General features: G+C 50.7%; 19 protein-coding genes. 11 read left to right on the top strand and 8 right to left on the bottom strand.

The features are described from left to right. Positions 1–46: 46 nt before the first annotated feature. Positions 47–586 (bottom strand): 3'-5' exonuclease, encoded by a 540-nt coding sequence (locus tag J2I47_RS23040; RefSeq protein ID WP_207366970.1) that lies wholly within the window; start codon positions 584–586, stop codon positions 47–49. A gap of 110 nt (positions 587–696) precedes the next feature. Between J2I47_RS23040 and J2I47_RS23035 the strand changes: the two genes are divergently transcribed. From J2I47_RS23035 to J2I47_RS23025, 3 genes are all read left to right on the top strand, one after another. Next, the gene (locus J2I47_RS23035) at positions 697–1,452 is read left to right on the top strand and encodes a shikimate dehydrogenase family protein (RefSeq protein WP_207366969.1); all 756 of its coding nucleotides are present in this window, start codon (positions 697–699) and stop codon (positions 1,450–1,452) included. A 125-nt stretch (positions 1,453–1,577) separates the two neighbouring features. Further along, entirely contained in the window at positions 1,578–2,798 is a 1,221-nt protein-coding gene (gene nagA / locus J2I47_RS23030; RefSeq protein ID WP_207366968.1) for an N-acetylglucosamine-6-phosphate deacetylase, read from the top strand. A 150-nt stretch (positions 2,799–2,948) separates the two neighbouring features. Continuing rightward, positions 2,949–3,443 carry a hypothetical protein gene (locus J2I47_RS23025; RefSeq protein ID WP_207366967.1) on the top strand — a complete coding sequence of 165 codons (495 nt, stop codon included), beginning with the start codon at positions 2,949–2,951 and terminating at the stop codon, positions 3,441–3,443. Between the two features lie 171 nt (positions 3,444–3,614). Here the strand turns inward: J2I47_RS23025 and ribD are convergent, their stop codons facing one another. From ribD to J2I47_RS23010, 3 genes are all read right to left on the bottom strand, one after another. Then, positions 3,615–4,754: a bifunctional diaminohydroxyphosphoribosylaminopyrimidine deaminase/5-amino-6-(5-phosphoribosylamino)uracil reductase RibD gene (gene ribD / locus J2I47_RS23020; RefSeq protein ID WP_207366966.1), complete on the bottom strand. Its 1,140-nt coding sequence runs from the start codon at positions 4,752–4,754 to the stop codon at positions 3,615–3,617. Beyond that, entirely contained in the window at positions 4,751–7,339 is a 2,589-nt protein-coding gene (locus tag J2I47_RS23015; protein WP_207366965.1) for a TonB-dependent receptor, read from the bottom strand. Before J2I47_RS23015 ends, ribD begins: the two co-directional genes overlap by 4 nt. 69 nt (positions 7,340–7,408) lie before the next feature. Further along, a complete protein-coding gene (locus tag J2I47_RS23010) occupies positions 7,409–9,844 on the bottom strand; it encodes a TonB-dependent receptor (protein ID WP_207366964.1) in 2,436 nt (811 codons plus the stop codon). Positions 9,845–10,149: 305 nt separating this feature from the next. Here J2I47_RS23010 and J2I47_RS23005 point away from each other — a divergent pair, with 305 nt between their 5' ends. Next, complete coding sequence (locus J2I47_RS23005; protein ID WP_207366963.1) at positions 10,150–10,971, top strand: CHRD domain-containing protein; 822 nt, start codon at positions 10,150–10,152, stop codon at positions 10,969–10,971. 92 nt (positions 10,972–11,063) lie between these two features. Here the strand turns inward: J2I47_RS23005 and J2I47_RS23000 are convergent, their stop codons facing one another. The 4 genes from J2I47_RS23000 to atpD form a co-directional block, all read right to left on the bottom strand. Beyond that, the gene (locus J2I47_RS23000) at positions 11,064–16,238 is read right to left on the bottom strand and encodes a hypothetical protein (protein WP_207366962.1); all 5,175 of its coding nucleotides are present in this window, start codon (positions 16,236–16,238) and stop codon (positions 11,064–11,066) included. Positions 16,239–16,264: 26 nt separating this feature from the next. Further along, complete coding sequence (gene prmA, locus J2I47_RS22995; RefSeq protein WP_207366961.1) at positions 16,265–17,104, bottom strand: 50S ribosomal protein L11 methyltransferase; 840 nt, start codon at positions 17,102–17,104, stop codon at positions 16,265–16,267. Positions 17,105–17,240: 136 nt separating this feature from the next. After that, positions 17,241–17,489, bottom strand: coding sequence for an ATP synthase F1 subunit epsilon (atpC, locus tag J2I47_RS22990; RefSeq protein WP_207366960.1), 249 nt, complete (start codon positions 17,487–17,489; stop codon positions 17,241–17,243). Positions 17,490–17,589: 100 nt separating this feature from the next. Continuing rightward, positions 17,590–19,119: a F0F1 ATP synthase subunit beta gene (gene atpD, locus J2I47_RS22985; RefSeq protein WP_207366959.1), complete on the bottom strand. Its 1,530-nt coding sequence runs from the start codon at positions 19,117–19,119 to the stop codon at positions 17,590–17,592. Positions 19,120–19,715: 596 nt separating this feature from the next. On the opposite strand from atpD, the gene J2I47_RS22980 reads away from it, so the two are divergent. The 7 genes from J2I47_RS22980 (at position 19,716) to J2I47_RS22950 (ending at position 25,802) form a co-directional block, all read left to right on the top strand. Next, a complete protein-coding gene (locus tag J2I47_RS22980; RefSeq protein ID WP_207366958.1) occupies positions 19,716–20,855 on the top strand; it encodes a class I SAM-dependent methyltransferase in 1,140 nt (379 codons plus the stop codon). 11 nt (positions 20,856–20,866) lie between these two features. After that, positions 20,867–21,490, top strand: coding sequence for a hypothetical protein (locus J2I47_RS22975; RefSeq protein WP_207366957.1), 624 nt, complete (start codon positions 20,867–20,869; stop codon positions 21,488–21,490). A gap of 98 nt (positions 21,491–21,588) precedes the next feature. After that, complete coding sequence (locus J2I47_RS22970; protein ID WP_207366956.1) at positions 21,589–21,885, top strand: hypothetical protein; 297 nt, start codon at positions 21,589–21,591, stop codon at positions 21,883–21,885. Then, complete coding sequence (locus J2I47_RS22965; protein ID WP_207366955.1) at positions 21,882–22,643, top strand: ImmA/IrrE family metallo-endopeptidase; 762 nt, start codon at positions 21,882–21,884, stop codon at positions 22,641–22,643. Before J2I47_RS22970 ends, J2I47_RS22965 begins: the two co-directional genes overlap by 4 nt. 82 nt (positions 22,644–22,725) lie before the next feature. Then, the gene (locus J2I47_RS22960) at positions 22,726–23,913 is read left to right on the top strand and encodes a hypothetical protein (RefSeq protein WP_207366954.1); all 1,188 of its coding nucleotides are present in this window, start codon (positions 22,726–22,728) and stop codon (positions 23,911–23,913) included. A gap of 47 nt (positions 23,914–23,960) precedes the next feature. Continuing rightward, positions 23,961–25,211 carry a helicase HerA domain-containing protein gene (locus tag J2I47_RS22955; RefSeq protein WP_207366953.1) on the top strand — a complete coding sequence of 417 codons (1,251 nt, stop codon included), beginning with the start codon at positions 23,961–23,963 and terminating at the stop codon, positions 25,209–25,211. Next, a complete protein-coding gene (locus J2I47_RS22950) occupies positions 25,212–25,802 on the top strand; it encodes an ATP-binding protein (protein WP_207366952.1) in 591 nt (196 codons plus the stop codon). The last annotated feature ends 323 nt before the right edge of the window (positions 25,803–26,125 follow it).

Genomic DNA, 26,125 nt, shown 5'->3' with positions numbered 1-26,125 from the left:
ATCGACTAATGTGTCGGCTCACGTTAAGCTGACAGCATAGCAACCCTTAGACAGTCACCAATGCCGCCTTTGGCCTTGGAATATGACCGTGGCGGTCGTTTTGCAGGAGCAATTCAAATAGTTTCACGGTAGCAGCGGCATCGCCATAGGCGCGATGGCGGGCCGAGACGGGGATATCCAATGACCGGCAAAGCTTACCAAGGCTGTAGGACGGAAGACCTGGAATGATCTTGCGGCTGGAACGTACCGTACACAAGGTGCGCCGGTGAAAATCACGGTCGAGCCACCGCATCTCTTTTTGCAGGAAGCCAAAGTCGAACATCACGTTGTGGGCCACAAAAATGGCACCCTCGGTGATTTCATAAACCCGGTCGGCTACCTGATCGAAGGTAGGCGCACTGGCCACCATCGCATCGGTAATACGGGTGAGTTGGCTAATAAAAGGGGGAATGGGATGGCCCGGATTAAGCAGCGTCTGAAATTCGTCCACAATTTGATGGCCGTCATGACGAATCAGGGCAATTTCGGTAAGGCGGGCGGGACCTTTTACGCCCCCGGTCGTTTCAACATCGACGATACAATACACGCAGTCAATAGCAGTTGGATGGCAACCGAATTGGCTGCGATTATGGATAGATAAAGATACAACGTTTCGTGGAAGCGGCCAATTCCCGAAGCACCCGTACTTTTACATATATGACACGCTACGGACTCATTGGCCACCCACTCACGCATTCATTTTCTCAGAAATATTTCTCCGAAAAATTCGCCCGCGAAGGCATCACCAATGCCCGCTATGATTTGTTCGACATGCCCGACATTGCGCAGGCGCTACCTGCTCTGTTTACCCTGGCGGGATTGCAGGGATTGAACGTAACCATTCCCCACAAAACGGCAGTCCTGCCTTTCTTAGACCAGCTCGATAGTTCAGCCAAAAAAGTAGGTGCCGTCAACGTTATTCGGCTTGAAAAAGACGGCACCAAAACTGGATTTAATTCAGATTATTACGGTTTCCGGCAATCGTTGGAGGAGGCCTGGAGCAAAGCGCGAAGCCTAACAGATTTGGCAACGATGAAGGCGTTAGTACTGGGTACGGGCGGGGCCTCGAAAGCGGTGGTAGCCGCGCTGGATGACCTGGGCATTTCTTACAAAATAGTATCGCGCAAGCCCGATGCCAACGGAATTGTATACGCTGATATCTCCACGCTGATTTCTGACTATTATTTGGTTATCAATTGCTCACCAGTAGGTATGTATCCTGCTGTAAACGCTGCACCTGATCTACCCTACGAATTAATAACGGCCCACCACTTTTTGTATGACCTGATCTACAACCCCGCCGAGACCGAGTTTATGCGTCGCGGGCAGGCACAGGGAGCTACCGTTATGAATGGCTATCAAATGCTGGTTCTGCAAGCCGAAAAAGCCTGGGCTATCTGGCAGGAAAAATAAAGTCAAGGTCTAACGGTCAAGGTTTGACGTCATTTTGTCGTGATTTTTGCCTCAGTTAAGTAGCAAACTGGTTGTCTGGCATTAATCAGTAGCAACAGAAAACATTAAACGTTAACCATTGAACCTTGGACTCACATCAGCTTCTTTTCAAAAACGCTACGGTCTTCACCGGCGGTAGTCTCCAGCCCAATACCGATGTACTCGTCAACGAAGGGCTCATTTCGGCCGTTGGGCAGGGATTAGTGAATAATTCAGCCACGGTCATCGATTTTGGCGGCGACTACCTGATACCGGGTCTTATCGATCTCCAGCTATACGGAGGGGTACAGGAGTTTCTGAACGAAAACCCCACCCCTGAGGCTGTAAGGCACATCTGGCTTAGTCATGCCCGTCGCGGTAGCACAACCATATTGCCTACCATGCATTCCACATCGCTGGAGGAAATGCAGCGGGCAATGGCCGCGGTGAAAGTGGTTCGTGACGAACAACCGCTGCAGGTACCAGGCATTCATCTGGAAGGCCCGTATTTCAACCCAATCAAACGCGGGGCGCATCGGGCGGCTTTTGTGAGACCGCCTGCCGAGGGCGAACTGGAAGCCCTGTTTAGTACCAACGCCGACGTGATTTCAATTCTTACGCTGGCCCCCGAAATACTGTCTTCTGCACAGCGGGAAGCGCTTTACAGACTCAAACACCCTCGCACACGCCTGTCGCTTGGGCACAGCAATGCCACTTACGCCGAAGCGATGCAGGCTTTTGATGAAGCCGACGTTACGGGCGCAGGATTTCCACTGGCCACGCATCTGTATAACGCCATGCGAGGCTTTGAAAGCCGCGAACCCGGTATTGTAGGGGCTATTTTTGATCATGCCACTGCCATCACCAGTATGGTGGCCGACGGCTACCACTGCGACCCGGCCGCGATCCGGCTCGCGCATCGTGTGCTGGGGCCAGACCGCCTTTTTCTGATATCAGACGCGCTTTTTGTTCCTCCTGCGGGTGTTACAACGGGGCCACGGGCCAGGTTTGCACTCGGCGAATTTGTTGTCCAGTATTTGCGCGGTACGGGTGAACCGGGTCAGCCAGCGTATGGACGATACGGAAATGACGAAGGAAAATTGGCCGGCACAGCCATTTCCCTTTCCGACTGCCTTCAGTTTTGCGTAAAAACAGTGGGCTTACCATTGCTGGATGTATTACGAATGACAACCGAAATACCCGCAAAACAAATTGGTCTATCGCACGAGATTGGTAAAATTGACGTAGGATACACGGCTAATTTAGTACGACTTAATAGTCCATTAAGTGTGCAGAGTGTATGGGTAAATGGCAAGCCTTTGGTCTGATTAATAATTTATTTCAATTATTTCTATTGATAATTGACATGGAATATTCTCAAATTAATAGATTTGCAATATGTATATGATAAACCGGTATTTTTCACCTGTGTTCATCTGGTACATAAACACAAGACAGACCGCAAAACATTGAAGCACATGAAAGAGAAAAGCATTCGTTTTTTTACGTCTCAGGACAATCAGAAGGCCCGAAAGAAATCGGACAAGCCCAGAAAATCGAAAAAACAGCCTACGCTGACGGGTACTATCTCGGCTAAGGGAATCATTGTGTTCCCCGTAAAAACAGCGGCGGCTCTTGACCTGGGGTCTTCGCCAATGCGCTTTAAAGTAGGTGTTCAGGAAGGCAAGCGGAAGATATCTTCCCTATACTTGGTGCAAACAGATGCACAGGCCGATGGTTTTGATCTGGTAAAAGCCGGACGTAGCTATGGCATCGAATTAGCCGGTGTATTAACTAATAATGGCTTGGATTATAAAGGAGCCAAGCATGCTTTTGTTGTGAAAGAATTTAGCCAGGATGGAATGAATGGCTACGAGTTGCAACTGAAAGACAGCGAACCAAAAGTAAAGGCTGCCGTTTCAGCAACGGGTAAAAAACGTGGTCGGCCCAGAAAAACAGAAGTCGCCGCCTAATACATAACGCGGCAAGTCGAGTGCGAATAATTTATCTAGTAGTATTGTTCTAATCGACTTATTTTAAAAACCGGTTTATAGCTACCAAACATGTTTGGTAGCTATAAACCGGTTTTTTAGTGAAAAGCTCATGTTCACTAATCTAGTTTACGTGAAGTAAAAACAACTCACTTAAACTGGTCGATTATCGTGTAGACGGGACAGGTAGTAATAAAGTTGATCATTGCCAACCCAGTTGGTCGAATAATCAGACTGAATGTGGTTCGGCAACAACGGGGCAGTTGTACCAGTATTTACTAGTTGAGTGCTTTTAAATTGCCTTATTTCGTCCCATAATCCCTGATTTAAGAAGCTGGAATGCACCCGGTTACCTCCTTCAACCAGCACAGACTGTATGCTGCGCCCATGTAGATCGTGCAACATAGCCTGTATGCTCAGACCCGAAGAACAAGCTGTATTTTCAGTTGATTCTTCAGGCAGCGGGGCGAAGGTCAAGTTTGTCCCATCAGGAGGCGAAGGCATTGTGTTGGTGTGATACACAAGCGTAGGTTGTGATCCATCAAAGAGGTGCAAGTGCCGGGGCAGCGTCAGCATACGGTCCAGCACAATACGCAGGGGTTGTCGCACGAGCCGTTTTGCATCATGGTAGAGACGCACATTAAGTCGGGGGTTATCATGTCGGGCGGTACCGCTACCCACCAGAATTGCCGGTTCCTCGGCTCGCCAGCGGTGGACCAGTGCATTGGCCTCAGGACCGGTGATGGCCATTGGCGCTCCCGCCGGCCCACTGATGAAGCCATTGGCGGTTTCGGCCCATTTCAGTATGATATAGGGCCTTTTCTGTTCCATAAACGTAAAGAACCGTGCATTCAGCAAGCGGCCTTCCGGAGCCAGCACGCCCGTCTCTACCTGAATACCGGCTTCGCGAAGCATCTGGAAGCCCCGCCCCGACACCAGCGGATTAGGGTCATCATTGCAGCACACCACCCGGCCAATCTGCCGCTCAATCAGCAACTTGGCGCAGGGAGGTGTTTTACCCCAGTGTGAGCAAGGTTCCAGCGTCACATAGGCCGTAGACTGGGGCAGTAGCGCTTCATCGGCGGGGGCAACGGCGCGGATGGCGTTTACCTCAGCGTGGGGGCCGCCATATTGTTCGTGCCAGCCTTCGGCCAGTACGCGCCCGGTAGCATCTGGTCCCAGGTCATGGACAATTACGCAGCCCACCATGGGGTTGGGGCTAACATGCCCCCTCCCCCGTTCGGCCAGTTCCAACGCCCGGCGCATGTGATTTTCGGCGGGTGAGCTGTTCATTTCGTCAGTTCCCAAATCAAATTTGTGTAGTAGAAACCGCCCACTAGCGGGCCGCCAATGAAGCTGTAGTACGGACGGTTCAGCACGTTGGTACCGCCCAGCTTAAGTAGTAATCCCGCTTTTACAAAGCGGTAGCTCACCTGCGCATCGACGTTATTAATGGGCTGCACTGTGCCCGTAGCCAGTTCCGACTGCCACAGAAACGCACTCTGGTACTTGTAATTGACCGAAAAGCCAATGCCGTTCCAGACGTCAGCGTTTGATACGCTGGCGTTGGTAATCCAGGTTGGGGTATTGAAGGCACTCTCGAGGCCGTCACCGTTTTCGGCACGGTCCAGCCGGGCAAATGAGGCATTACCCCCCACCGACCAATGGCGCGTGAGACCGTAACGCAGGCCAAGGCTAGCTCCATAGTTGTACACGCGCGACTGTGAATTGGTCCAGAGCCGGTAGCGGTTTTGCCCGTTGCTGTTGGCAAAATAATAACCCAGCGAATCAGGATTGGTGCCTTTAGGCACGTTGGCGTTAACCTGCGCTATAAAGTTTCGGTAGGCTGTGTAATAAAAATCAACGTCGACGAAGAGCCGTTGTTGCACCAGCAACCCCTTATAACCCAACTCAATACTGTTTACCTGCTCTGGTTGCAGGTAGGTATAGGGGCTGGCTTTCAGGAGTCCTTTGTTCTTCTGAATGGCCTGATTGGTGGTGAGTTTATTAAGGTTTACGTCGACGTTGATAGCCGCCTGAAATGCGTCGATAGACGTGCGGAGGTAAGCCCGCTCGAAGATTCGCTGATTCTGCGACAATACCGGCAGCCCGCCCACCCGCTTTACCCCGCCCGAATTGACATTGGAAAACGCCTCGAACAACGACGGAAACCGGTAACCGTTCTGATAGGATAGCCGAAAATTATGCGCTTCGGTGGGCGAATACACCACCGCCAGCCGGGGATTCAGCCGGGCGGCGAAATAGTCGTTTTTGTCGAGTCGTAGTGAGCCGGTCAGTTTTAGTTTATCGTCGAAGAATTGGCGGGTAACCTGTAAAAAGCCTCCTATTTTGCCATAGATGAGGTTTTGGCCCGGTTCGGTGGGATTAACAAAGTAGTTGCCGTCGGGGAAAACCACGTACCGGCGCATGTCGAAACCAGCCAGGATATCAACGCCGGTACGCTGGCGAAACCCTGCCCACAGCGCCTTGGTGGGTTCTACCTGTGCCTCGGCATGATACAGCCACGATTGCACTCGCAGGGCCGCACCAATATCCCAGTTGTTAATGGCGCGGAGCTTCGCAACCTGCTCAGCAAAGGCTGCCGATCCCGGCACCGGGCGGCCCTTGTCGGCGGTAGCGCGGGCATCGCGGAGGGCGTCGGTTACAGAGCGACTGGCCTGTATATCGGCGTTAAACTGGTTCGTAAAATCACTGTACCACTGACTGTCCGACTTAAAACCCTTGTCTATGTTCTCGGCCATCGACCGGATGTTGTACGAATCGCCGGTGGTTTCGTGGGTACGGTAGGCCCGCGCCTGCACCGACGGTGAAGAAAACGAGAGGCTATGCTGATCGAGATAGTAATTGTCGAGCCGGAAGCGGTTGGTGCGCTGATACACATTGTCGAGCGTGGCCCCCTGGTAGGTATAAGCCAGTTCGGTGTTTGGGCGAAACCGGTAATGGACCGACAGGTCGCCACGCAGGTTCTGGAGGCGATAGTCGGTGGCGTCAGCTTCGTAATAACCCGTGCGGGCCACCACATAGTTGGAGCCGCCCAGCGTGAGGGTGCGGCGGTTGGCGGCTTCGTTACCATAGCCATTGACGGCGTCGATAGCGGGGTTTTCGGCCCCAAACAGGCCCAATGAAGCGTTGGCATTGGGTGTAAGATCGGTTCGGTTTCCAGCTATCCAATCATAGCCGCGCTGATAGACCACGTTGAGTTTAACGGCCCACCGCTGCCCCAGTCGCCGGGCGTAGCGCAGGCTGCTCTCGGAATACAGCCTGGGAGCAGCATTAGTCATGCCCACGTAATTAGTACCCTCTGCCAACGGTTGGGCCAGTGATCCCGGCCAGGTCAAACCCGTCTTTTGCCCAATGCTCAGGCCCGGCGAATCGAACGGGTTGCGGGTGATCAGGGTGACGAGGCCGTTGAGCGCATTGAGTCCGTAGAGTGCCGACGCCACACCAGGCACTACCTCAACGCGCTCGATATCAAGGTCTGAGGGGGCCAGCGCGTTGGCAATGGGGGCGCCAATATGGGGAGCCTGGTTGTCACGCCCATCTACCAGTTGCACAAACCGCACGTTGGTGGTATTGGCAAAACCCCGCGTGTTATAGACTTTAAACCCCAGGCTCGATGTAAGCAACTGCACTCCTTTGAGGTTCTCGATAGCATCGAAATAGGACGGTTGGGCCGACTGCCGAATACGTCTGGCGTCGATAACTTCCACGCTCACGGGCGATCGCAGCACCGATTCGGCCACCCGCGAAGCCGACACTACGATGCCCGGCAACTGTACGGCCCGGAGCGAATCGGGCCTGGGCAGGCTATCGGCACGGCAGGTTAACGTAGCTACTAGCAGGTACACATTGAGCATGGGACAAAAATAAGGGTTTCACGGGGAGCATAGCCCCATGAAACCCTATCCTTATACCCAGATTACCTCTTACCAATTCCACGACAACGTAGCCGATACCTGACGCGGTGCAATGGGGTTGATGCTGTTGTCGTCGTGAACATTGTAGCTCAGCACATCAAACAGGTTAGTCATATTAGCCCGAATGGCATACCGGGGTCGTACATACCCCACCGAGGCGTTTAATTGGGAATAGGCAGGCAGCGGGATCAGGCGAAACGCGTCGTTAGCCACGGTAGTACGGGTAGACCGCCCCGCCATGCGTTCGCCCATGTAGAAGGCGGTGAGGCCCAGTTGCACCCCCTGACCAAAGCCCGACCGCTGCACGGTGTAGAACACGCTGGCGTTGGCGGTATGGTTAGGGTTGTAGCGTAGCAGGCTACCTACTATATACGTGTTGCTTTGGGTATAGCGCGTTTCGTTGTAGCTGTAGCCCGCCAGAAACGAGATACCACGCATAGTCTTGCTTTTCACATCGACCTCCACACCCCGGCTGGTCACCTCTCCGGCCAGTTCCTTAATGTTTGTGTTGGTATTGCCGTTCTGGAGGCTGGTTTGAGCCAGATTGCTGTTTTTGATCTGGTAGACCGTGGCGTTGGCCGACAAAAAGCCGTTGAACAAATCGTTCTTGATACCGGCTTCATACTGGTTGATAAACGAAGGCGGCAGGGCATTACCCGCCACGTCGACACCCGTGTTGACAGCAAACGAGTTGGCGTAGCTCACAAACAGAGCCGTGGTCTGCCGGGGCTGATATACCAGTCCCAAACGCGGTGTGAAAGCGTCATCGAACGTAGTAACGGTGCTGGCCTTACTGTCGGCCAGGGTAGTGACGGTGCTGCCCGTTTGCTGGTAGCTCCAGCGCAGGCCGGCCAGCACTTTCCATTTTTCAGACAGCGCAATCAGGTCCTGTACATATACCCCGGCGCGGTTGATCGGTGCCTGTGTGAGTTGGCGGGCTGTCAGCGTGGGGATGTCGTTGCGAAGGCGGAATTTGGCAGGGTTAAACACATTAATCGTGTCATACACGGCCAGGTTGGTGTAGGCTGTGGTATTGGTGCGGTACTGATCGGCGTCGGCACCAATCAGGAGCGTGTGCTTGATGCCACCCGTGCTGAAAATCCCCGTTAGGTCAACCTGACCAATCCAGTAAGTTTCGTTGATGCCGGTCCGTTGCAGGCCCCGCACCCAATCGCCATTGGTTTTAATAAACTGATTGTTGCCGTTAGGCCGTAGAATACCGAAGAGATCACTGGTAAAATTTTGCATCCCGCCCGTGGCCCGCACCTGCCAAACGTCGTTCAGGCGGTGGGTTAGCGTGGCGGTAGTGCTCGCCTGTTCAATGCGATTGTAGCCCCAGGACGTACCAAGAAAGCGGTCTCTGGGTATATTGGGTATAGTGTAATTAATAGCGCCGATGCCAAAATCAAGCGTACGGCTGTCTTTCAGATAGTCAGCCTCGAGCAACAATTCGGTGCGGTTGCCCAGCTTCACCAACAGCGACGGGTTCACGTAGATACGTTCGCCTTTTACCTCATCGCGGAAGCTGCGGCTGTTCTCGTAGGTACCATTCAGCCGGAGCGCCACGTTCTGGCTGATGCCACCATACACGTCGAACGAGGGTTTGTAGAAACCGAAACTGCCTACCCGCATAGCCACCTGCCCCCCCGACTCGAAACGGGGCTTTTTGGTAACCAGATTCAAAATCCCACCCGCTGCCACATTGCCAAATAAAATAGCTGCCGACCCCTTCAGTACCTCTACGCGCTCCAGCGACGAGATTTCGGGCATGACACCGTTGTTATACCGAACGCCATTTTTGAAGGTGTTGCTGCTGTTGAAGGCAAATCCGCGCCCGGCAATTTCTTCCTGATAGCCGCCCGTAGCCCCCATTACATAGACCCCATTGGTGTTCATCAGCACGTCGCTAAGCCGCAACGTCTGCTGCCGATCCAGCACGTCGCGATCAATGACGGCCACGCTTTGGGGCAGATCCAGGGGTTTTATAGCCACTTTACCTACGCTCACCGGCACCTGGTTGGCCGATTTATAGCCTCTTACCTGCACCTCGCCCAACTGCTGGGCAGTTTCCTGGAGCGTGAGGTCAAGTTGCGTGGTCTGTCCGGGTTGAACCGTAACGGTTTGCTTCTGCGTCTGTAACCCAACAAATGACATGACCAAGGTGTGTTCACCAATGGTCAGGTGGCGAAGCTGGTAGCTGCCATCGTCGGATGTGGTCGTGCCTTTGGCGGTGCCTTTCACCGAGATAGTCACAAATGCCGCTGGCTGTCCGTCCTGCGTAATGATGCGTCCTTTTACAGAGCCATGCTGCTGGTCGTCATCATCGTTGTCGACAAAAAAGGAGCCGCATGTGGAAGAGGAAGCAATGTTACTGGCAAAGGTGACGCCGGATGAAGCGAAGAAAAGCGCGAAAAGAGGTGCTATCAGGTGTATGCGTTGGTTCATGGCACTGCGATTCTTTGTTTAGAATCTTTATTGATAACACAAAGGTTGTCCTTATTTAGATTAAATCAAAATTAGCTGTCCTATTTTATTCCAACCTTATCGGCTGCTTGTGCTGCCGCCCAATAAACAACAGGAAATAAACCCGCTCGGCCACGCATCCAATTGGAACTGTTCGTCGTAGTTGGCTGTGGTGCACACAAGGATGTTCCACCCGTTTACATGTAATGTGTCTGCCCTTGCCTACAGACATAGTGGGTTCTTATCCCTCAGACGGTCAACTTTTTAACAAATCCCAATAGTCAATTATGTCACTACGATCTATCTACCTTACTGCCGTGGCCGCTGCCGCCATTGGTTCATTGCTCACCGCCTGCGACCACCGGGAAATATCTGCCGGGCTGGCGTCTGACGCGAAAGTCATGCTGGTATCGACCCTGAGCGGTTCGGCTGAACGCCCAACGCCCGTTTCATCGCCCGGTACGGGTACGTTTGTTGGTATGTTCGACCGTTCTACGCGCGTGCTAAGCTATACGGTCACCTACTCAGGCATTACACCCGTGGCGGGTCACCTGCACCGGATCACGCCTAACTCAGCTACAGGCACCGGACCGGTTGAGATTCCGTTCGCGGCACTTGGTTCGCCTATCATTGGCACGGCTACACTGGCTTCACAGGGCCGGGCCGACAGTCTGATCAACGGATTCTATTATGCTAACCTGCACACAACAGCTAATCCTGGCGGTGAGATTCGGGGCAACATTCGCCTGGCAGGACCTGTTCGGTTACGGGCTACCATGAATGGTGCTTCTGAGCGGCCTGCTACGCCATCGCTGGCTACGGGTACGTTTGCGGGTGTAGTTGATCCGGCCACGCGCGTGTTGAGCTATACGGTAACGTATTCGGGACTATCACCCACGGCGGGTCACCTGCACCGGATCAACAACGCAACCACGGGCAATGGCCCCGTTGAAATACCGTTCGCCGCACTGGCATCGCCCATCATCGGTACGGCTACGCTGACCACGGCCACCCGCGTCGATAGTTTGCTGAACGGGTTCTACTATTCTAACCTGCATACTCCGGCTTATCCCGGCGGCGAAATCCGGGGCGACATCAGGCCCTACTAACTTTGTTTTGCTCTAACAAAAAAGCGCCCTCGGCATGGCTGAGGGCGCTTTTTTGTTGCTGACAGGACCAATAAGAGCAGCAGACGTGCAGCCTAGAAGCCTTCTTTCTCGTCCTCCTTGTCTTTCTTTTCTTCTTTCTTGACGGGTTCTTTCTTCGCTACTTTAGCAGGCTCCCCTTTAGCTGGTTTTCCTTTGGCGGCTTTTGCTTTGGTCGTTTCTTTCGCAACAGGGGTCGTTTCGGCCGATACAGATTCCGTTTCTTCGGGCGTGGTTTCGGCAGCGCTCGTTAGGCGTTCGGGCTTGGTTTTGGCCGACTTACCCTTTCCTTTTGTGGGTTTGACGGGGGCAGCTTCTTCCGCACCAAAGCCCGAATCAGCCGCAGCCGGTTCGGCTTCTTTCGCAATGGTTGGTTCGGCTTTTGGCGCTGGTTTTGCCTTCGGCGCGGTCTTGGTTGGGCGAACCCGCACGCGGTATTGCGCCTCGTACCGTTCCACAAACAGCGACTTCTCATCTTCCGTACCCGGCACTACTTCCAGTGGCGACTTACCCTTGTTGTTGCTTAGCAGAGCTGTGATGCGGTCATTGATGTCCTGCTCAGACGTCACAATGGCCAGTTGACCGCCACCTTTGCCGCCGGGTTTGTAATCATAGAATGCCCACACTTCGGGCGACGACTCGATATAGACGCTTAACTCATCGCCGTTACCACTTTTGCGAATTTCCAGCAGACCGGTCATCTGCGCGTTGATATCCGTGGCCTGAATGTTCGACACGCCCAGTTTGCCTACCGTGTAGAATGCGCTGAATTTCTCTGACCAACGCAGATTAGTGTTGGCGAGCACCAGGGTGGTATTCAGCTTTGGCGACGCCAGCGCCAGCGACACATGCTGGTTTTGCGCCTTGTTGCGGTAGTCATCCACCGCTTTCTGACCAATCAGCGGCAGCAGCTTATCCGAGAGGCGGTTCAGGTCATCGTCGGCAGGCTCATCGTTTTTCTCCTCCAGATTCCCTTCTACCAACTTGGTGGCAATAGCCTGATTGATTGGTTCGGGCAACGCAAACGTGAGAGCCAGCAAGGCGTTGATCCGGTATTGTGCGCTATCGACGTTGACACGGGCCGACCCGCTGGCCAGCATATACTGATTAGGGCGAGCGTTGAGCAGGTTCATCGCCCCCCGGAAGGTCATGATGCCTTTGTCGTCGTTAAACAGAAAATTACCTTCAAACGCATCACTCAACCCTTCTGAACCAACTTTCGGACCAATGACAAAGGTTTTTTCTTTCTCATCATAGTGCATGACGCCCGAAGCCCGGAAGATATCATCGTCGCGGCTGTCTTCTTTCGGCGACAAAAACGAGGGGTAAATGCCGGGGCTACCATAGCGTGAGTGGATACCTGCCACCAGTATCTGATCACCTTCATTTTTGAGCTTGTCGTTAACGGGTACTTCAATGGTTTCGAGTACTTTTTCCTTGAATGGAATCCAGCCGCTTACCAGATCAGGCCGTTTTTTCAGCAGGGGTTTAATGAACCCATCCAGTGACAGGTCTTTCTCCGGTGCTTTCATCAATACGTCACCCTTAAATTGAATTTTGGGGGCTAGCATCAGCCGGTCAGCTTCTTGAATATCAGCGCGGGCTACCGTATAATAGGTGGCCAGAGGCTGCGACGTTACAGATGCCCCACCCCGCTTTTTGCGATCACGACTGGCCACGGCACGGGTAGGCGTAGCGGCGGTTTTTTCGGCTTCTTTCAGCTCAAAACTGCCCATTTTGATGGCCGACGTATCGCCTTTAGCCGTGGTAAACAGGTACGTAGCATCACCTGAAAAGCGGGTTCGTGACTGAACCTGAATATTACCATTACGCAGACGGTGGTGCAGGCTTGTTGTGTCCAGTTCCAGCCGTGCGTTTGTAAAGGGCAGCATATCACCATTCCGACGAACCGTTACCAGCCCCTTGTTAGGATAGATTCGGGCATCGGCAGCCGTTACGTAAGGAACGCCGCTGATGTTGAGCGTCATCTTGTCGATGTCATACAGGGCTGCCCCCGCGTTGAAGGTCAACCCCTCCTGCTCGTCGGCGGTGGCGGTGAAATTGGATGTTTTTACGTCGCCTTTCATGGCAATCGTCTTGCCCTTCATGTTCCAGGTAGCCCGGTTGATGTTCGTTTTGTAGGCCGCATACGGAAACTCCATGCTTGAACTGAGCGTGTCGTCTACGCTCCGGTTGTCGCGGTTTATCGACAGGTCAACAATGCCTTTAGCCTGGTCAAAATCAACATCGATATCGGTTCCCAGCAGTACAGGCTTGTTAGCCACCCCGCGCACTTCGCCCGCTGACAACACCTTCAGCTTGGCATTATCAGCCAAGAAACCGTCTTTATTAAATTTGATGCTCCCCGATTCCACTTCGGCATCGCTGCGGGTAAGCATCCCATTGCCATACAAACCCGATGCCCGCACCAGCAGATTGCCTTCCAGTTTGGTGGTGCCGTTGAAAAAATTAAAGCTGTTTTTCTGGGTGGCAATTACCATGCTATCGGCCTGCGGCCACCACTTCATGGTGTAATTGTTCAGCGCCACGTTGGGGTAGTAGGTCGCCGTAGTGGCAGCAGCCCGTTGCCCTTTTTTAGTTGGTGTTGTAGCCACTTTGGTGGCCTGCGATTCCAGGATCTGCCCGGTTTCACCCGAAGCCATCACCGAATCGGGCATAAACGTTAACTGTTTGGCGTTGAGCGTAGCGGCCAGATGGGTCAGCGTGCCGGTGGTATGCAGGCCGGTTTTGTCCATCACCAGCTCGCTCGTGGTCTTTACCGTTGATTTACTGTTATAAACCGGATAGGTTCCCGACGTGGGCGGCGTGTGGGTGAAGCCCAGCGTATGATCGGGCATTGTTTTCAACTCAGCCTTGAACGGCGGGAAGATGCCGTCGGAGTGGAACGTGCCGATGAATGAGATGTCGCCTTTACCTACACTATCATTGTCAATGGCCGGAATCTTGAAATATACCTTCCGGTTGTAGCGATAGCTACCGCGCTCCTGCTGGTCGAAATACACCGTCATGCCTTCGGGCATCACCAGCCGCTGGGTGGTCTTCTTGCCTTTTACTTTGCCCGACCGGTTATCGGCGGTGGCAAAGAGCACCGAACCGGGCTTCTCGTATTTGATATCGCCGCCAATTTCATCGGTACGACCCTGAGCAGCCAGTTTTTCGGGCGTGAACGTGATCGACTCAATCTTGTTCATGTTCAGCGCAAACTTGTCGTAATCGAAGGCCAGGTCGGCACCATTGTAGCGCATATTGCCCGACTTCATCTGCCCCGTAAATACCAGCGAACGCCCCTTACCAATGTAGATCGTTTTGTTGGTCGGCAGCCCAAAAATCTTGAGCGAGTCGCTGATCACAAACCGGTCTACACCTCTTACAATCAGTACTTTACCTTTGTTGTTCAGGTCAATCGTGGCATTTTTGGTTGAATCGTTGCTTCCGAAGTACGAGTTGATCTGGAAGTTATCAAAGTCCTTTTTCTCGTTGTACGCCAGCACATACAGAATACCTTTCCGGCTTAGACGCATCTGCTGCGTGCGATCGTCCCGGTCAATGTAGCCCTCCAGAACCATCCGGCTCAGGGCCCCGCGCAATACCTGCGGATTTATGTTGGGCGCAAACCGTGTGATATCGTCATCGAGAAACGACTGTTGTTTGGTTTTGGTGATGTAGTTACCGATGATCTGCAAGGGGTGGAAACCATAGTCGGTGGCAATGTCGGAGTAACGTTGGGGCTGGAAATAATCAAACGACTCCATCCGTACGGGCACCTCACGCTTGGCCCCAATCTGGTAAAAATCAATCTTTTTGCGGGGCACATCCCAGCGAGCTACTTCGGGCTGGATATAGAATTTGTGGTAGGTATCGGAGAAGGGCACCCGGCCATACTCAAGCCGGTCTACCTTGTTGAACCAGGCCACCCGCGTTTCCTTGTCAAACTTAAATTGCACCGCAGGGTGCGTGATCGAATCGGCCACGTCGATATAGCCCGTGAACTGCGCTACTGGGGCCGTAATGAGTGAATCACGGAACTCAAACTTGCGGCTCTTCACCCGAAACACCGTTTTACCCTCACGGTCGGCCACAGTTAGCAGGGCTGGCTGCCCACTCGCCGAGGCGCCAATCAATTGTTTCCCCGCCAGCGCCAGGCCACCCCGATAGGTCAGCCCGCTACCTAATCCCGGAATGGATTCGGCATTTTGGTACGAGGCAAACCGCGGATATTGATCAGGCACGTTGCTGAACCGCTTTTTGCTTTGGTACTCGAAGATCCCGCGAATAGGCTTGGCTCCCTTCTGCATTGTCAGGGTTACGTCGTCGGCCAGCAGGCGCGGGTTCATAACCGCCATACTGTAGTCGGTCAGCGTTACGTAGCGGTCGGCCAGACCCTGCAACGCCCACGAAAACGTGCCGCCTTTACCTACCCAAATGCCATCGCGCAGCAGAAAATCACCCGCCGTATTGTCGACCATAACCGAATCGCCATTAGCCACAATAGCCAGGATAGCGTTGGTGATGGTGATAACAGGCCCTGACACAGTAGGAATAGGCCGACGAATGATGGGCCTGTTAGCAACGCCAATTTCTCTGGGCTGCGTTGTGTCAATGCCAACGGGCGCGTCCCACCCATCAAAATTCGACTTCGATGGAGCGGCCACGGCCGTAGCACTCGTAGCCGACGTCGATTCTGTAGCCGTAGTTGTCTGCCCGTTTTCTACGTAGCGGAAAGCAAAGGTGCCGCCCAGCAGATAGGTTTTGTTGAATTTGGCACCGTATAATTCGCGCTGCTCCAGAAACGCCCGTGCAGCGTCCATAGTCCGGGCAAAGGCTTTGGCGTCATTGGTCTCGAACTGTTTTTCGGCAATTAACAGCAGGTTGTCAATGTCGGGGGCCGTTACGGCGGGCTTGGCCGTATAAATAGCATGGTACAGGGACTCGAACAGCGGGGCGAAATGCGCGACGGGCTGGTAACGTTTCTGATTCATTTTCCGGCAAAGCACCATCAGCCGCTCGCGCTGCCTGGCCTCTAACCGCGACTCGGCCAGTACAGCCGTAAGGTCGTTGGCAGCTTTCACAGCCACCGGCCCACCCGTTGCCATTAGCTTCTGCACATCAGCCGTAAACTGCTCCGGATTGTCGGACAGCTTCACCACCTGACCCATTGCCAACGACACCGCCAGCAGACTCATCACCAAACTACTCAGTATATACCTCATTATCAGTTGACTGAAAAGCAATTCATCTATTTCTGATACACCACCGACGCCCATTGGTTGCGCGTCAGGTAGCCTACTTTTGTTAATCCCACCGCCCCGGCTGTTTGCTGAATATCAGGCGAATCGGTCTCATAGAAGCCACTCACCAGCAGTTGTCCACCCGGTTTCAGATGACGCACATACGTTGGAATTTCGGCCAGCAGTACGTTCCGGTTAATGTTCGCCAGGATAATATCAAACTGTTCGGCAGCGTCGACGCCTGCGATGGTACCCTGAAAAACACGCATCTGCTGGCAGTCATTCAGGGAGGCGTTTTCAATTGCGTTTTCCACGGCCCACTCCTCAATATCAAACGCCAGCGCGTTGGCAGCACCTAGTTTCAACCCCAAAATAGCCAGGATCCCGGTGCCACTGCCCACGTCGAGAATGGCTTTTCCTACATGGTCCAGTCCCAGTTGGTGCTGCATCATCATGTGGGTCGTTTCGTGGTGCCCCGTCCCAAACGACATCTTCGGATTAATTACCAGATCATAGGTAAATGCTCCGTCGGGTGCGTGAAACGAAGCACGCACCCGTGCTGACATACCGCCTTCCGTAACTACCTCAATAGGTTGATAATTCTGTTCCCACTCGGCGTTCCAGTTCGTCTTTTCTAACGAATTGACGACATACCCTATTGCCGTTTGCCCGGAATATCGAGCCACCACCTCGGCCACGGCTTCCGCGTCAAAATCGGGTTCTGGAATATAGGCGTTGATACCTTCGTCGGTTTCGGTAAACGATTCAAAACCAAGCTCCGCCAGCTCGGCGGTGAGGATATCCGCAAAGTCAGGATCAAGCGTGAGTTGCAGTTCGGTGTAATTCATGTAGCAAAGGTACGACACACGAAAAACCCGTAAGACTTTAACGGGTCCGCCCAGGCATTGTAGGTTTAGTGTCAGCTTATAACAAAAAAGGCAGACCCATCGCTGAGCCTGCCTTTTGCAAAAATCTATTGGTCTGCTAAGCTGCCAAAACAGCTTCGGCCAAAACCAGCACCTTGTTGCGGAGCACTTCCACCACGCCTCCATCCACGGTAAACATTTGCTGACCCGTTGCTGTAACAACAGTTACCGGCCCGCGAGCCAGCGTACTCACCAGCGGAGCATGGTCATTGAGCACCTGAAATTGCCCTTCTGAACCCGGAAACGTCACCGACGAAGCCTCGCCAGAGAACACTTTCCGATCTGGGGTAATGATGTCGAGTTGCATTACGATTTTGGATTTGGGATTGCGGATTTCGGATTGGCCGACGCCGGAGTAGGCTCGCGTCAGCCAATCCGAAATCCGCAATCCCAAATCCGAAATCCGTTTACTGTCCTGCTTCTTTAATCAGACGTTCGCCCTTCACGACGGCATCGTCAATAGTGCCAACGAGGTTGAAGGCAGCTTCGGGCAGGTGGTCATACTTGCCGTCGATGATCTCGTTGAAGCCTTTAATCGTGTCTTCAATGTCAACCAGTACCCCCTTCAAACCAGTAAACTGCTCGGCCACGAAGAACGGCTGCGACAGGAAACGCTGCACCCGGCGGGCACGGCTTACTACCAGTTTGTCATCTTCCGAGAGTTCTTCCAGACCCAAAATGGCAATGATATCCTGCAGTTCTTTGTAACGTTGCAGAATCTCTTTCACGCGCTGGGCCGTGCCATAGTGCTTCTCGCCAAGCACTTCAGCGCTCAGGATACGCGAGGTAGAGTCGAGCGGGTCAACGGCGGGGTAGATACCTAACTCAGCCACTTTCCGGCTCAATACTGTTGTGGCATCAAGGTGAGCAAACGTTGTGGCAGGGGCGGGGTCAGTCAAGTCATCGGCAGGTACGTAAACGGCTTGTACCGAGGTAATTGACCCGCGTTTGGTTGACGTGATACGCTCCTGCATGGCACCCATTTCGGTAGCCAGCGTGGGCTGGTAACCTACCGCCGATGGCATCCGGCCCAACAGGGCGGACACTTCAGAACCGGCCTGGGTGAACCGGAAAATGTTGTCAATAAAGAACAGGATATCGCGACCCTGACCTTCGGCATCATCACCACCGTCGCGGAAATATTCGGCAATCGTCAGCCCCGACAGGGCTACACGGGCACGTGCTCCGGGCGGCTCGTTCATCTGACCGAACACAAACGTAGCCTGCGATTTCTTTAGCTCTTCAAAGTCTACTTTGCTCAGATCCCAGCCGCCTTCTTCCATGCTGTGCTTGAAGTCGTCGCCGTATTTGATGATACCGGCTTCGATCATTTCGCGCATCAGGTCATTGCCTTCGCGGGTACGCTCGCCCACTCCGGCAAACACCGACAGCCCTTCGTAGGCCTTAGCGATGTTGTTGATGAGTTCCTGAATCAATACAGTTTTACCTACACCAGCACCACCAAAGAGACCAATCTTACCTCCTTTTACGTAAGGAGCCAGCAGGTCAATTACCTTGATACCCGTGTAGAGTACTTCCGTTGAGGTAGCGAGGTCTTCAAAACGGGGGGCAGCCCGGTGAATAGACGAACGGCTGGCGTTGGGCAGGGCACCCAGGCCATCGATAGCCTCACCCACCACATTGAACAGACGGCCTTTAATACCGTCGCCGATGGGCATGGTGATGGGGCCGCCGAGGTCAACGACGTCCATGCCCCGTTGCAGGCCTTCAGTAGAATCCATGGCGATGGCGCGAACGCGGTCTTCGCCAAGGTGCTGCTGGCACTCCATAATAACAACCTGGCCATTGGCGCGGGTTACTTGCAGGGCATCGAGAATGGCCGGGATGCGAGAGCCTTCGGCCTCGAAACTCACGTCCACCACTGGTCCAATCACCTGGGTGATTTTACCTGTATTGACTGCCGTTTCCGTAATCATTTTATATGACGAGCTAAGAAATTGTGTACTTATTTAGGCCGCAAAAGTAGGAATAAAACCGCGAAAATACAACCGCTTCAAAAAGGTTATCAGGACCACTTATGCCCTAAACCGCTTGTGTGCAAGGTTTTTAGCCTACGACAGGCCAATCAACAGAACCGGGGCATTTTGGACAAAACGTAGAGACCGATCTATCGGTACGGCAATCCTTTGCATCTCAGCCTAGGAAGCAACCATACCCCACAGTGCTTATTAACCTGTTTTGATACTAACGTGATTGTGCGCACAAGAGGCACAAAGGTTTGTATGGATTGAGATGCAAGGGCTCACGTCTCTACATTTGCCGAATGGGAATTCGTTCGATATTCAATAAACCGCTGGCGCGGTGAGTACGGATGCGGCAGCAAGAGGATTGCCATACGGGCAGTTGTTGTAAACGAATGGGCGCGTAGAGCAAGGACAGGTGTGGGATAGAGTAATGTTTTTGTTATACAGATTTTATAGTACTTTTAATAGATCGTGTCTATAATTTACAAAAAATCGCAACTGTCTTTATGCAATTCGGTATAAGAACTATACACCCTTTTCCGGCTCGGATGGCCCCTGAAATTGCTTTTCAGCATCTAGAGCGTATTCCTAAAAACTCCCTCGTCTTGGATCCTATGGTTGGTTCTGGGACTACCATGAAGGTTGCGGGTTCGTTAGGATGCAGGGGTATTGGCTTCGACGTAGATCCGATGGCTTTACTGATAGCAACCGTTTGGAACAGAAAGGTTGACCTGACTGAAGTTATAAAAACAGGATATAAAGTACTCGACTGTGCTGTTCAAGTAGACATTCCGGGCTTGCCTTGGATTGACACAGACACAGAGACGCTGGCTTTCATCAAATTCTGGTTTGCCGAAGAGCAAGAGATGCAGCTCAGAAAATTAAGTTATTTATTAGCTCAGTACGAAAATGAGATTGGTGACGTACTAAGGGTAGCACTCAGCCGGATTATTATTACTAAGAACAGGGGGGCATCTCTAGGGAGAGACATTTCACATAGTCGTCCTCATAAAGTGAATAACGTCAATGATTTTAACGTGTTCGCTGGTTTTGAACGTTCATTTCAACAGGTATGTAAAATACTTAAAACCTGCCCAGGCAATAATTTATCAGATATTCGATTAGGTGATGCTAAAGATATAGAACATTTGAGAGACGAAACAGTTGACTATATTTTAACATCGCCTCCGTATCTAACGGCTGTAGATTACTTTCGAGGACATCGGATATCATTAGTTTGGTTAGGCTACACATTGAAAGAGTTACGAGGCCTACGAAGCGCGAGTGTAGGTTTAGATAAAAAACCTGATTCAACTCCAGACAATAAACTTCTATATCAATTACTTAAAGGAGTAGGCGAAACAGAACAATTTACACCTTCTATTCAAAAAGCTTTACCGCGTTACGCCTTGGATTTGTACGATATTTCTAAAGAATATTTCCGAGTCTTGAAGCCAGGTCAAAAGGCTACCGTTGTATTGGCCGACTCTTACTCGAATGGTAAATTAGTTAGCAGTACTCAACTGTTTGAAAACGCGGCCATGATGAATGGTTTCAAATTGCTTCAAACAATTGAACGTCCCATCTTAGCATCTAAACGCTATCTGCCCCCCCCCATGTCAACGGCTAACAATAGCTTGGACAAGCGTATGAAAACTGAGGCAATCATGACCTTTCTTAAACCTTAAGAAGAGATAGTATGAAGGCGACCGTCGAAGAGTTGACGCTGCTCAGGCAGTTAGCAGCTGAACAGACAGACCCAACAACATCAGCTATTCTATTTGAAAAGTACTATCCAGTGACAGTAGATAAGCTGCGTAAAAAGTACAGAGATGTTGACGAGGACGTGGTGCGAGATGTAGTGTTTGAGGTTTTAACTGGTTTGATTGAGAACCCATCCAAGTATGATCCTGAACGTGCTACTCTAGCTGCTTATTTGGCAATGGACGCTCAAGGAGATCTACTCAACAAGCTTAAAAAGGGTGACCAAGAAAAAAAATCTGTCAAGTTTGTCGAAGATTGGGAGTTATACGGGAATATAATAGAGGAAGTCGCAACAAATAGCGACGAAAAACAAGTGTTGAGCCTCATACAGGAGAAGCTCCAAGAAATATTTTGGGAGCCACGAGATGCTGATTTAGCCAAAATGATTATCCGTGGGGATAGAAACACTGCTGATTACGTAGGTTTATTAGGGCTAAGTGAACGGCCCTTTGATGAACAACAAGCCCTTGTGAAACAGCACAAAGATCGTATCAAACGAGTTTTGGAACGTAAGGGTTGGTACACATTCGAGGAAAAATTGAAGCAGCGTTTCTTATGAATACTTTATCGGAATACCAAGACTTCCTGTTGAAACGGGCTAGCCAGAATCACACATATATAGCGTACTCGCTGATGTCATTCGTCGTAAAGAATAACATGAAAGTGAATAATTTACAGGATGAATTAGCTTGCGACAGTGATAGCCTGCTTAAACTTGCTCTATGTCGTCGGCTTGCTTTTGGTGATTCTAATTTTCAACAGGGTATACAACAAATTGCTGGTTACACGGGCATTGATGCGACTAAACTTGCTTCTTTGCTTAAGCGTATTGCTATGCAGTCGTCTTTCTCTCAGGTTAGCAAAGGCTCTACCCTAACTCTATACAGTTTTGTGGCAGCAGCGCGTGAGAGGAAAGCGCCTACGGACTCTTCCCAACTATCGGATGACAAATGACAGTTTCTCTTGTTCCTTTACTGCTTGAAGAAACGGCATCTAACTTTTGGGGGCCATTACTTGCATACAAAGTATTTCCCATTGATATTGATCGTGTTGTAGCGTTTAGTGATCTGCCAATCATCATTGTTCAACTTTCCAACCTGACAATCAGAGGGATTCAACTGTGGATTGTTCAAAATAATTACCCTGTTACATTCTCCGCTGAAGATAGATTACTACACGGTTTCCTCTTGGCCTATGAGGGAAGAGGGGTAATTTTTGTTAATGGAACTGATCCGCCGGAGGAACGGCGTTATACTGTTGCGCACGAGGTTGCTCATTTCTTGCTTGATCACCAGATACCTCGTCAGCGGATGATTCGTGCCTTCGGCCAATCAATTATAGAGGTGTTAGATGGAAAAAGACCACCCAGTCTTTCCGAGCGAATTCAATTTGTTACGACTGATCTGCCCTCATTATTTTCGGCTCATCATCTTGATAATAGTAGCCTTACTGCTTACGACAGACACTTAGTTTGGCAGGCTGAACAGCGCGTTGACGCTTTAGCTACCGAAATATTGGCACCTCACAAAGAAGTAGTACGAAGGCTTCATTTAGAAGATGGCGCTCAATGGGGGCCCTGTCTTGCCCCAATACGTAAATTATTGTCTGAAACATTCGGATTGCCGCAGCTTGTCAGTCAATCATACGCCAAACACATTGATAAGCACATCACGGGCGGCAATGGATTAGCAAAAGAATGGGGTATGAATTGACCAAGACAGCACAAAAAATTTTACAAAAAAGCTGTCGAACTTTTGCCTTTGAGCTGGAAATAGTAGTAAAAGCTTGACTAATATGAACGCATCTAATCAAAAGCTCACTGACCTTATCACCGCTCCCACAAGCGGGCAACAAGAGTTCGAGAATGCTATCTTGGCTTCTTTAGATATGAGAGCTTGGGAAATTGATTTAGATCAGTCCGGCTTTTACGAACAGATTGGTCAGCGGGTATATGACGCTGTCAAGCAAGAGGTCGACATATCATCCACAATACGAGACAGAATTTTACCTGAACTTAATTGTGATAAACTTCCATTTACCGGCGTAAAGGAGTTTGCCATTGAGCAGATTCGCAAAGCGCATAACGGTTTGCTTTTTAATGGTGGAGTGACTGCTGTTGACGGGACCAGAATCACGCACGACACTTTGCCGATGACTATTACTCAGATCGGAATCTGCCTCGTCAATTATAACGGCAACTACGGGTCATACATGCATCGGGTATTCCAGCGCGATCTACAATTCAAAGGAGACGACCCGGTTGAGGAGTTAATGGATATGCTTCAGATTCGTAAGAAGCGTTCAGGGCAAGGAATTGACGATGACATGGGCAGGTTCAGTGAAATGGCTCAGCGCGGTCTTATGGCTTACGCGGAACGGAAAATATTAATGGAACGAGCGGGTTCACTCTGGCGAATTGGGCACGGAAATCCTTTTCCGTATGAGATGTTAGTCAACTTTTGGGCTAGCAAGCCCGAAGTAGTTAAAGAAGCATTAAATCTGTTTACTCAAATCGCCAAATATGAGAGGTTTGTCTTTGTACCCAGCAGCCCTGGCAGGCATCTGATTACAATTGGCAATGCGCTTCAGCCTCGAGAATATGTACTAATCGATACGGTTAGAACCGGACTAACAGAAGTAATCGATTACGGTCACGCCAGTATCGCGACCAAGGCGTTGCAAAAGCAATTTGTTGAAGAGTATGGCGATCAAGTGGTTATTGGCTTATTCAAATGTTCCGACATGTCCCCTGCGCATGTCTTCTACGCTCATCGGGATCATGCCCATACGGCAGCCCTCATCGCAATCGCTGACGGTATTCTCCAAGAGCACCGTGGCTTTCCCATGCTTATCGATTTGGCTGATCAAATCTGCCATTCAACATTTCACCCCGAAACCTTCTTCGCCAGTGTTCGTCAAGCATACGCGGACGCTGGGCAACCGTTCCGATTCTTAGGTGAGCGCGAAACTCGCAACCGATAATCATGAATGTTTCTTTACATGAACAGTAACTGACAAATACTTTTACAATGATACCGCAACACAACCAAAACGGTAAACAAATCTCTTTCGACTCGCATCTCGAAGATGAAATCGCCAAAGCAGGTGGGGCTTTTGAGTCGCCTGCGGACGCCGACGGACGAGTAGGCGTAACAATGTTCGATGTGTTAGGCAGTGAGGATAACTTGGTTGCCGTTGTCGTTCCTAAACACCGTTTGAAGGATTTACCTGCTCAAGCTTTGGTAAAAATTAATAGTACTGAAGACAAACGGGTGTACCAAGGCATTGTTGTAAAAGGTCCACTTTATGAGCCGGACGGAATCCGTGCGGATTCAGCAGTGATTGTGACTACTGCCTCGAATGGAGTAATGTTTATGCCCAAATATCATGGGCGAGTTTGGGTCGAAATTTTAGGTGAACTAATCGACGATGCATTAATACCTCCCCGTTATAGACCATTACCAAATAGCCCCGTCTTTCCGCTCAGTTCTGAAGAATCAAAAACAGTGCTAAACCTTACTGGAAACATTGTTTTGGGACGAGCTATAGGTCATGAGGATATGGAAGTGAAAGTACCCGCTGACAGCAAGTCGGTGCTACCACGTCATTTAGGTGTTCTTGGTACCACTGGTGGGGGGAAATCAACTACAGTCTCTGGTTTAGTTAATCAATTTCAAAAGAATAAACTGGCAACTATTCTCATTGATACAGAAGGAGAGTACACTCATATTAATGAGCCTACAACAGCGCACAACATGATAAATGCTTTGGAGCGTCGTGGTTTATCTCCTGAAGGGGTTAACGAGACACACGTTTATAGACTAGTCGGTAGAGAGACATCAAACCCTAAGCATCCTCGTGTACAAAATTTTACGTTAAAATTTGACCAGTTGTCACCATACGCAGTGATGGAGATTTTGAGTTTTTCAGAAGCTCAACAGCAGCGGTATCTTAAGGCAGTTGACATTGGCCGAATAGTGCTGCGTAAGCTTAAAATCTTTCCTGTCACAAAAGATCAGGAGGAGCAACTTTACGAACTGGATGAGTTAGTCTCAGGCTATCCAAAGCTTACATTAGAAATAATGTACGATATAGTGAGTCTATGCGCAAAGAGAGTAGGAAAGGAAAAACTTCATGATGAAGATGGGAAACCAACCTACTTTTTAAGATCTCAGATTCTTCGCAATAACGATGAGGAGTTTTTGAAAATAATTAATACTCAAGAAGATATACCTACCAGTGTAGCGAGTTGGAGGGCAGTACAAGGTTTATTAAGCTAGTTGCTAAGGCTTAAAATTTTTGACAATTCTACTGCTAAAGAATTTGATTTTGGTGAGCTAACTACACCCGGAAGAGTGTCAATCATTGATATGAGTGATACAGAAAGCCCTAAAATTCGCAATTTAGTAATTGCGGAACTGCTCAAAGGCTTAATGGAAAAGCAAAATGATTACTACGGTGCAACTAAGACGGTTACTGATGACACTCCACGGGTTATGGTAGTAATAGAAGAAGCACATGAGTTTCTGTCTTCTCAGCGTATAGCCCAGATGCCAGTTTTGTATGATCAAGTTGCTCGTATAGCCAAAAGAGGTCGTAAACGTTGGTTGGGCTTAACATTCGTCACACAGCTACCACAGCATTTACCTGATGAGGTGTTAGCATTGCTCAACAACTACATTCTCCATAAGATTAGCGACGCCAATGTCGTTGCCCGTCTAAAGAGAACCATTGGTAGTGTTGACGAGGGACTGTGGAGTAAGCTGAAAAATCTTTCCGCTGGCCAGGCCGTTGTTTCCTTTTCTCATATGCGTCGAGGTATGCTGGTCGCAATTGATCCTACACCATGTAAATTATTGATGATTGATTAACTTTTTTCTTCGAGAGAGTAACGGAATTCTGTTATTCCCTCGAAGACGATCTTTTCGTCTGTGTTCGACCTACTTGCTTACATGCAGGAAACGGTTAGCTTGGTAGGTAGCGAGCAGGCGCATAACCAACAGAGGTTGGCGGACATTGCTGCATGCCGGAATCTAACCGACAATTGGGACGAAGACGGAGCTAAAGCCCCCGACCATCAAACCATTGTTGTCACCCTCGATATTGCTTTTTTGCTCATTGCTCACGGACAGACTATCTTTCTGAGTGCTGGACATGGCCGAAAAAGCTGCCTATTTGAGATCCGAAATTGGAC

The organism is Fibrella rubiginis (assembly GCF_017353185.1).
In the GTDB taxonomy this organism is placed as follows: domain Bacteria; phylum Bacteroidota; class Bacteroidia; order Cytophagales; family Spirosomataceae; genus Fibrella; species Fibrella rubiginis.
Note: the sequence above shows the minus strand (reverse complement) of the source record. Positions and strands in the feature narration are given on the sequence as shown.

What these genes read in the sequence shown, in the direction of transcription:
- atpC (WP_207366960.1), bottom strand. Translation starts at nt 17,489, where the DNA reads ATGCAACTCGACATCATTACCCCAGATCGGAAAGTGTTCTCTGGCGAG.
- prmA (WP_207366961.1), bottom strand. Translation starts at nt 17,104, where the DNA reads ATGAATTACACCGAACTGCAACTCACGCTTGATCCTGACTTTGCGGAT.
- J2I47_RS23025 (WP_207366967.1), top strand. Translation starts at nt 2,949, where the DNA reads ATGAAAGAGAAAAGCATTCGTTTTTTTACGTCTCAGGACAATCAGAAG.
- J2I47_RS22960 (WP_207366954.1), top strand. Translation starts at nt 22,726, where the DNA reads ATGAACGCATCTAATCAAAAGCTCACTGACCTTATCACCGCTCCCACA.
- J2I47_RS22970 (WP_207366956.1), top strand. Translation starts at nt 21,589, where the DNA reads ATGAAAGTGAATAATTTACAGGATGAATTAGCTTGCGACAGTGATAGC.
- J2I47_RS23005 (WP_207366963.1), top strand. Translation starts at nt 10,150, where the DNA reads ATGTCACTACGATCTATCTACCTTACTGCCGTGGCCGCTGCCGCCATT.
- J2I47_RS22975 (WP_207366957.1), top strand. Translation starts at nt 20,867, where the DNA reads ATGAAGGCGACCGTCGAAGAGTTGACGCTGCTCAGGCAGTTAGCAGCT.
- J2I47_RS22980 (WP_207366958.1), top strand. Translation starts at nt 19,716, where the DNA reads ATGGCCCCTGAAATTGCTTTTCAGCATCTAGAGCGTATTCCTAAAAAC.
- J2I47_RS23000 (WP_207366962.1), bottom strand. Translation starts at nt 16,238, where the DNA reads ATGAGGTATATACTGAGTAGTTTGGTGATGAGTCTGCTGGCGGTGTCG.
- J2I47_RS23035 (WP_207366969.1), top strand. Translation starts at nt 697, where the DNA reads ATGACACGCTACGGACTCATTGGCCACCCACTCACGCATTCATTTTCT.
- J2I47_RS22955 (WP_207366953.1), top strand. Translation starts at nt 23,961, where the DNA reads ATGATACCGCAACACAACCAAAACGGTAAACAAATCTCTTTCGACTCG.
- J2I47_RS22965 (WP_207366955.1), top strand. Translation starts at nt 21,882, where the DNA reads ATGACAGTTTCTCTTGTTCCTTTACTGCTTGAAGAAACGGCATCTAAC.
- J2I47_RS23015 (WP_207366965.1), bottom strand. Translation starts at nt 7,339, where the DNA reads ATGCTCAATGTGTACCTGCTAGTAGCTACGTTAACCTGCCGTGCCGAT.
- J2I47_RS23010 (WP_207366964.1), bottom strand. Translation starts at nt 9,844, where the DNA reads ATGAACCAACGCATACACCTGATAGCACCTCTTTTCGCGCTTTTCTTC.
- ribD (WP_207366966.1), bottom strand. Translation starts at nt 4,754, where the DNA reads ATGAACAGCTCACCCGCCGAAAATCACATGCGCCGGGCGTTGGAACTG.
- atpD (WP_207366959.1), bottom strand. Translation starts at nt 19,119, where the DNA reads ATGATTACGGAAACGGCAGTCAATACAGGTAAAATCACCCAGGTGATT.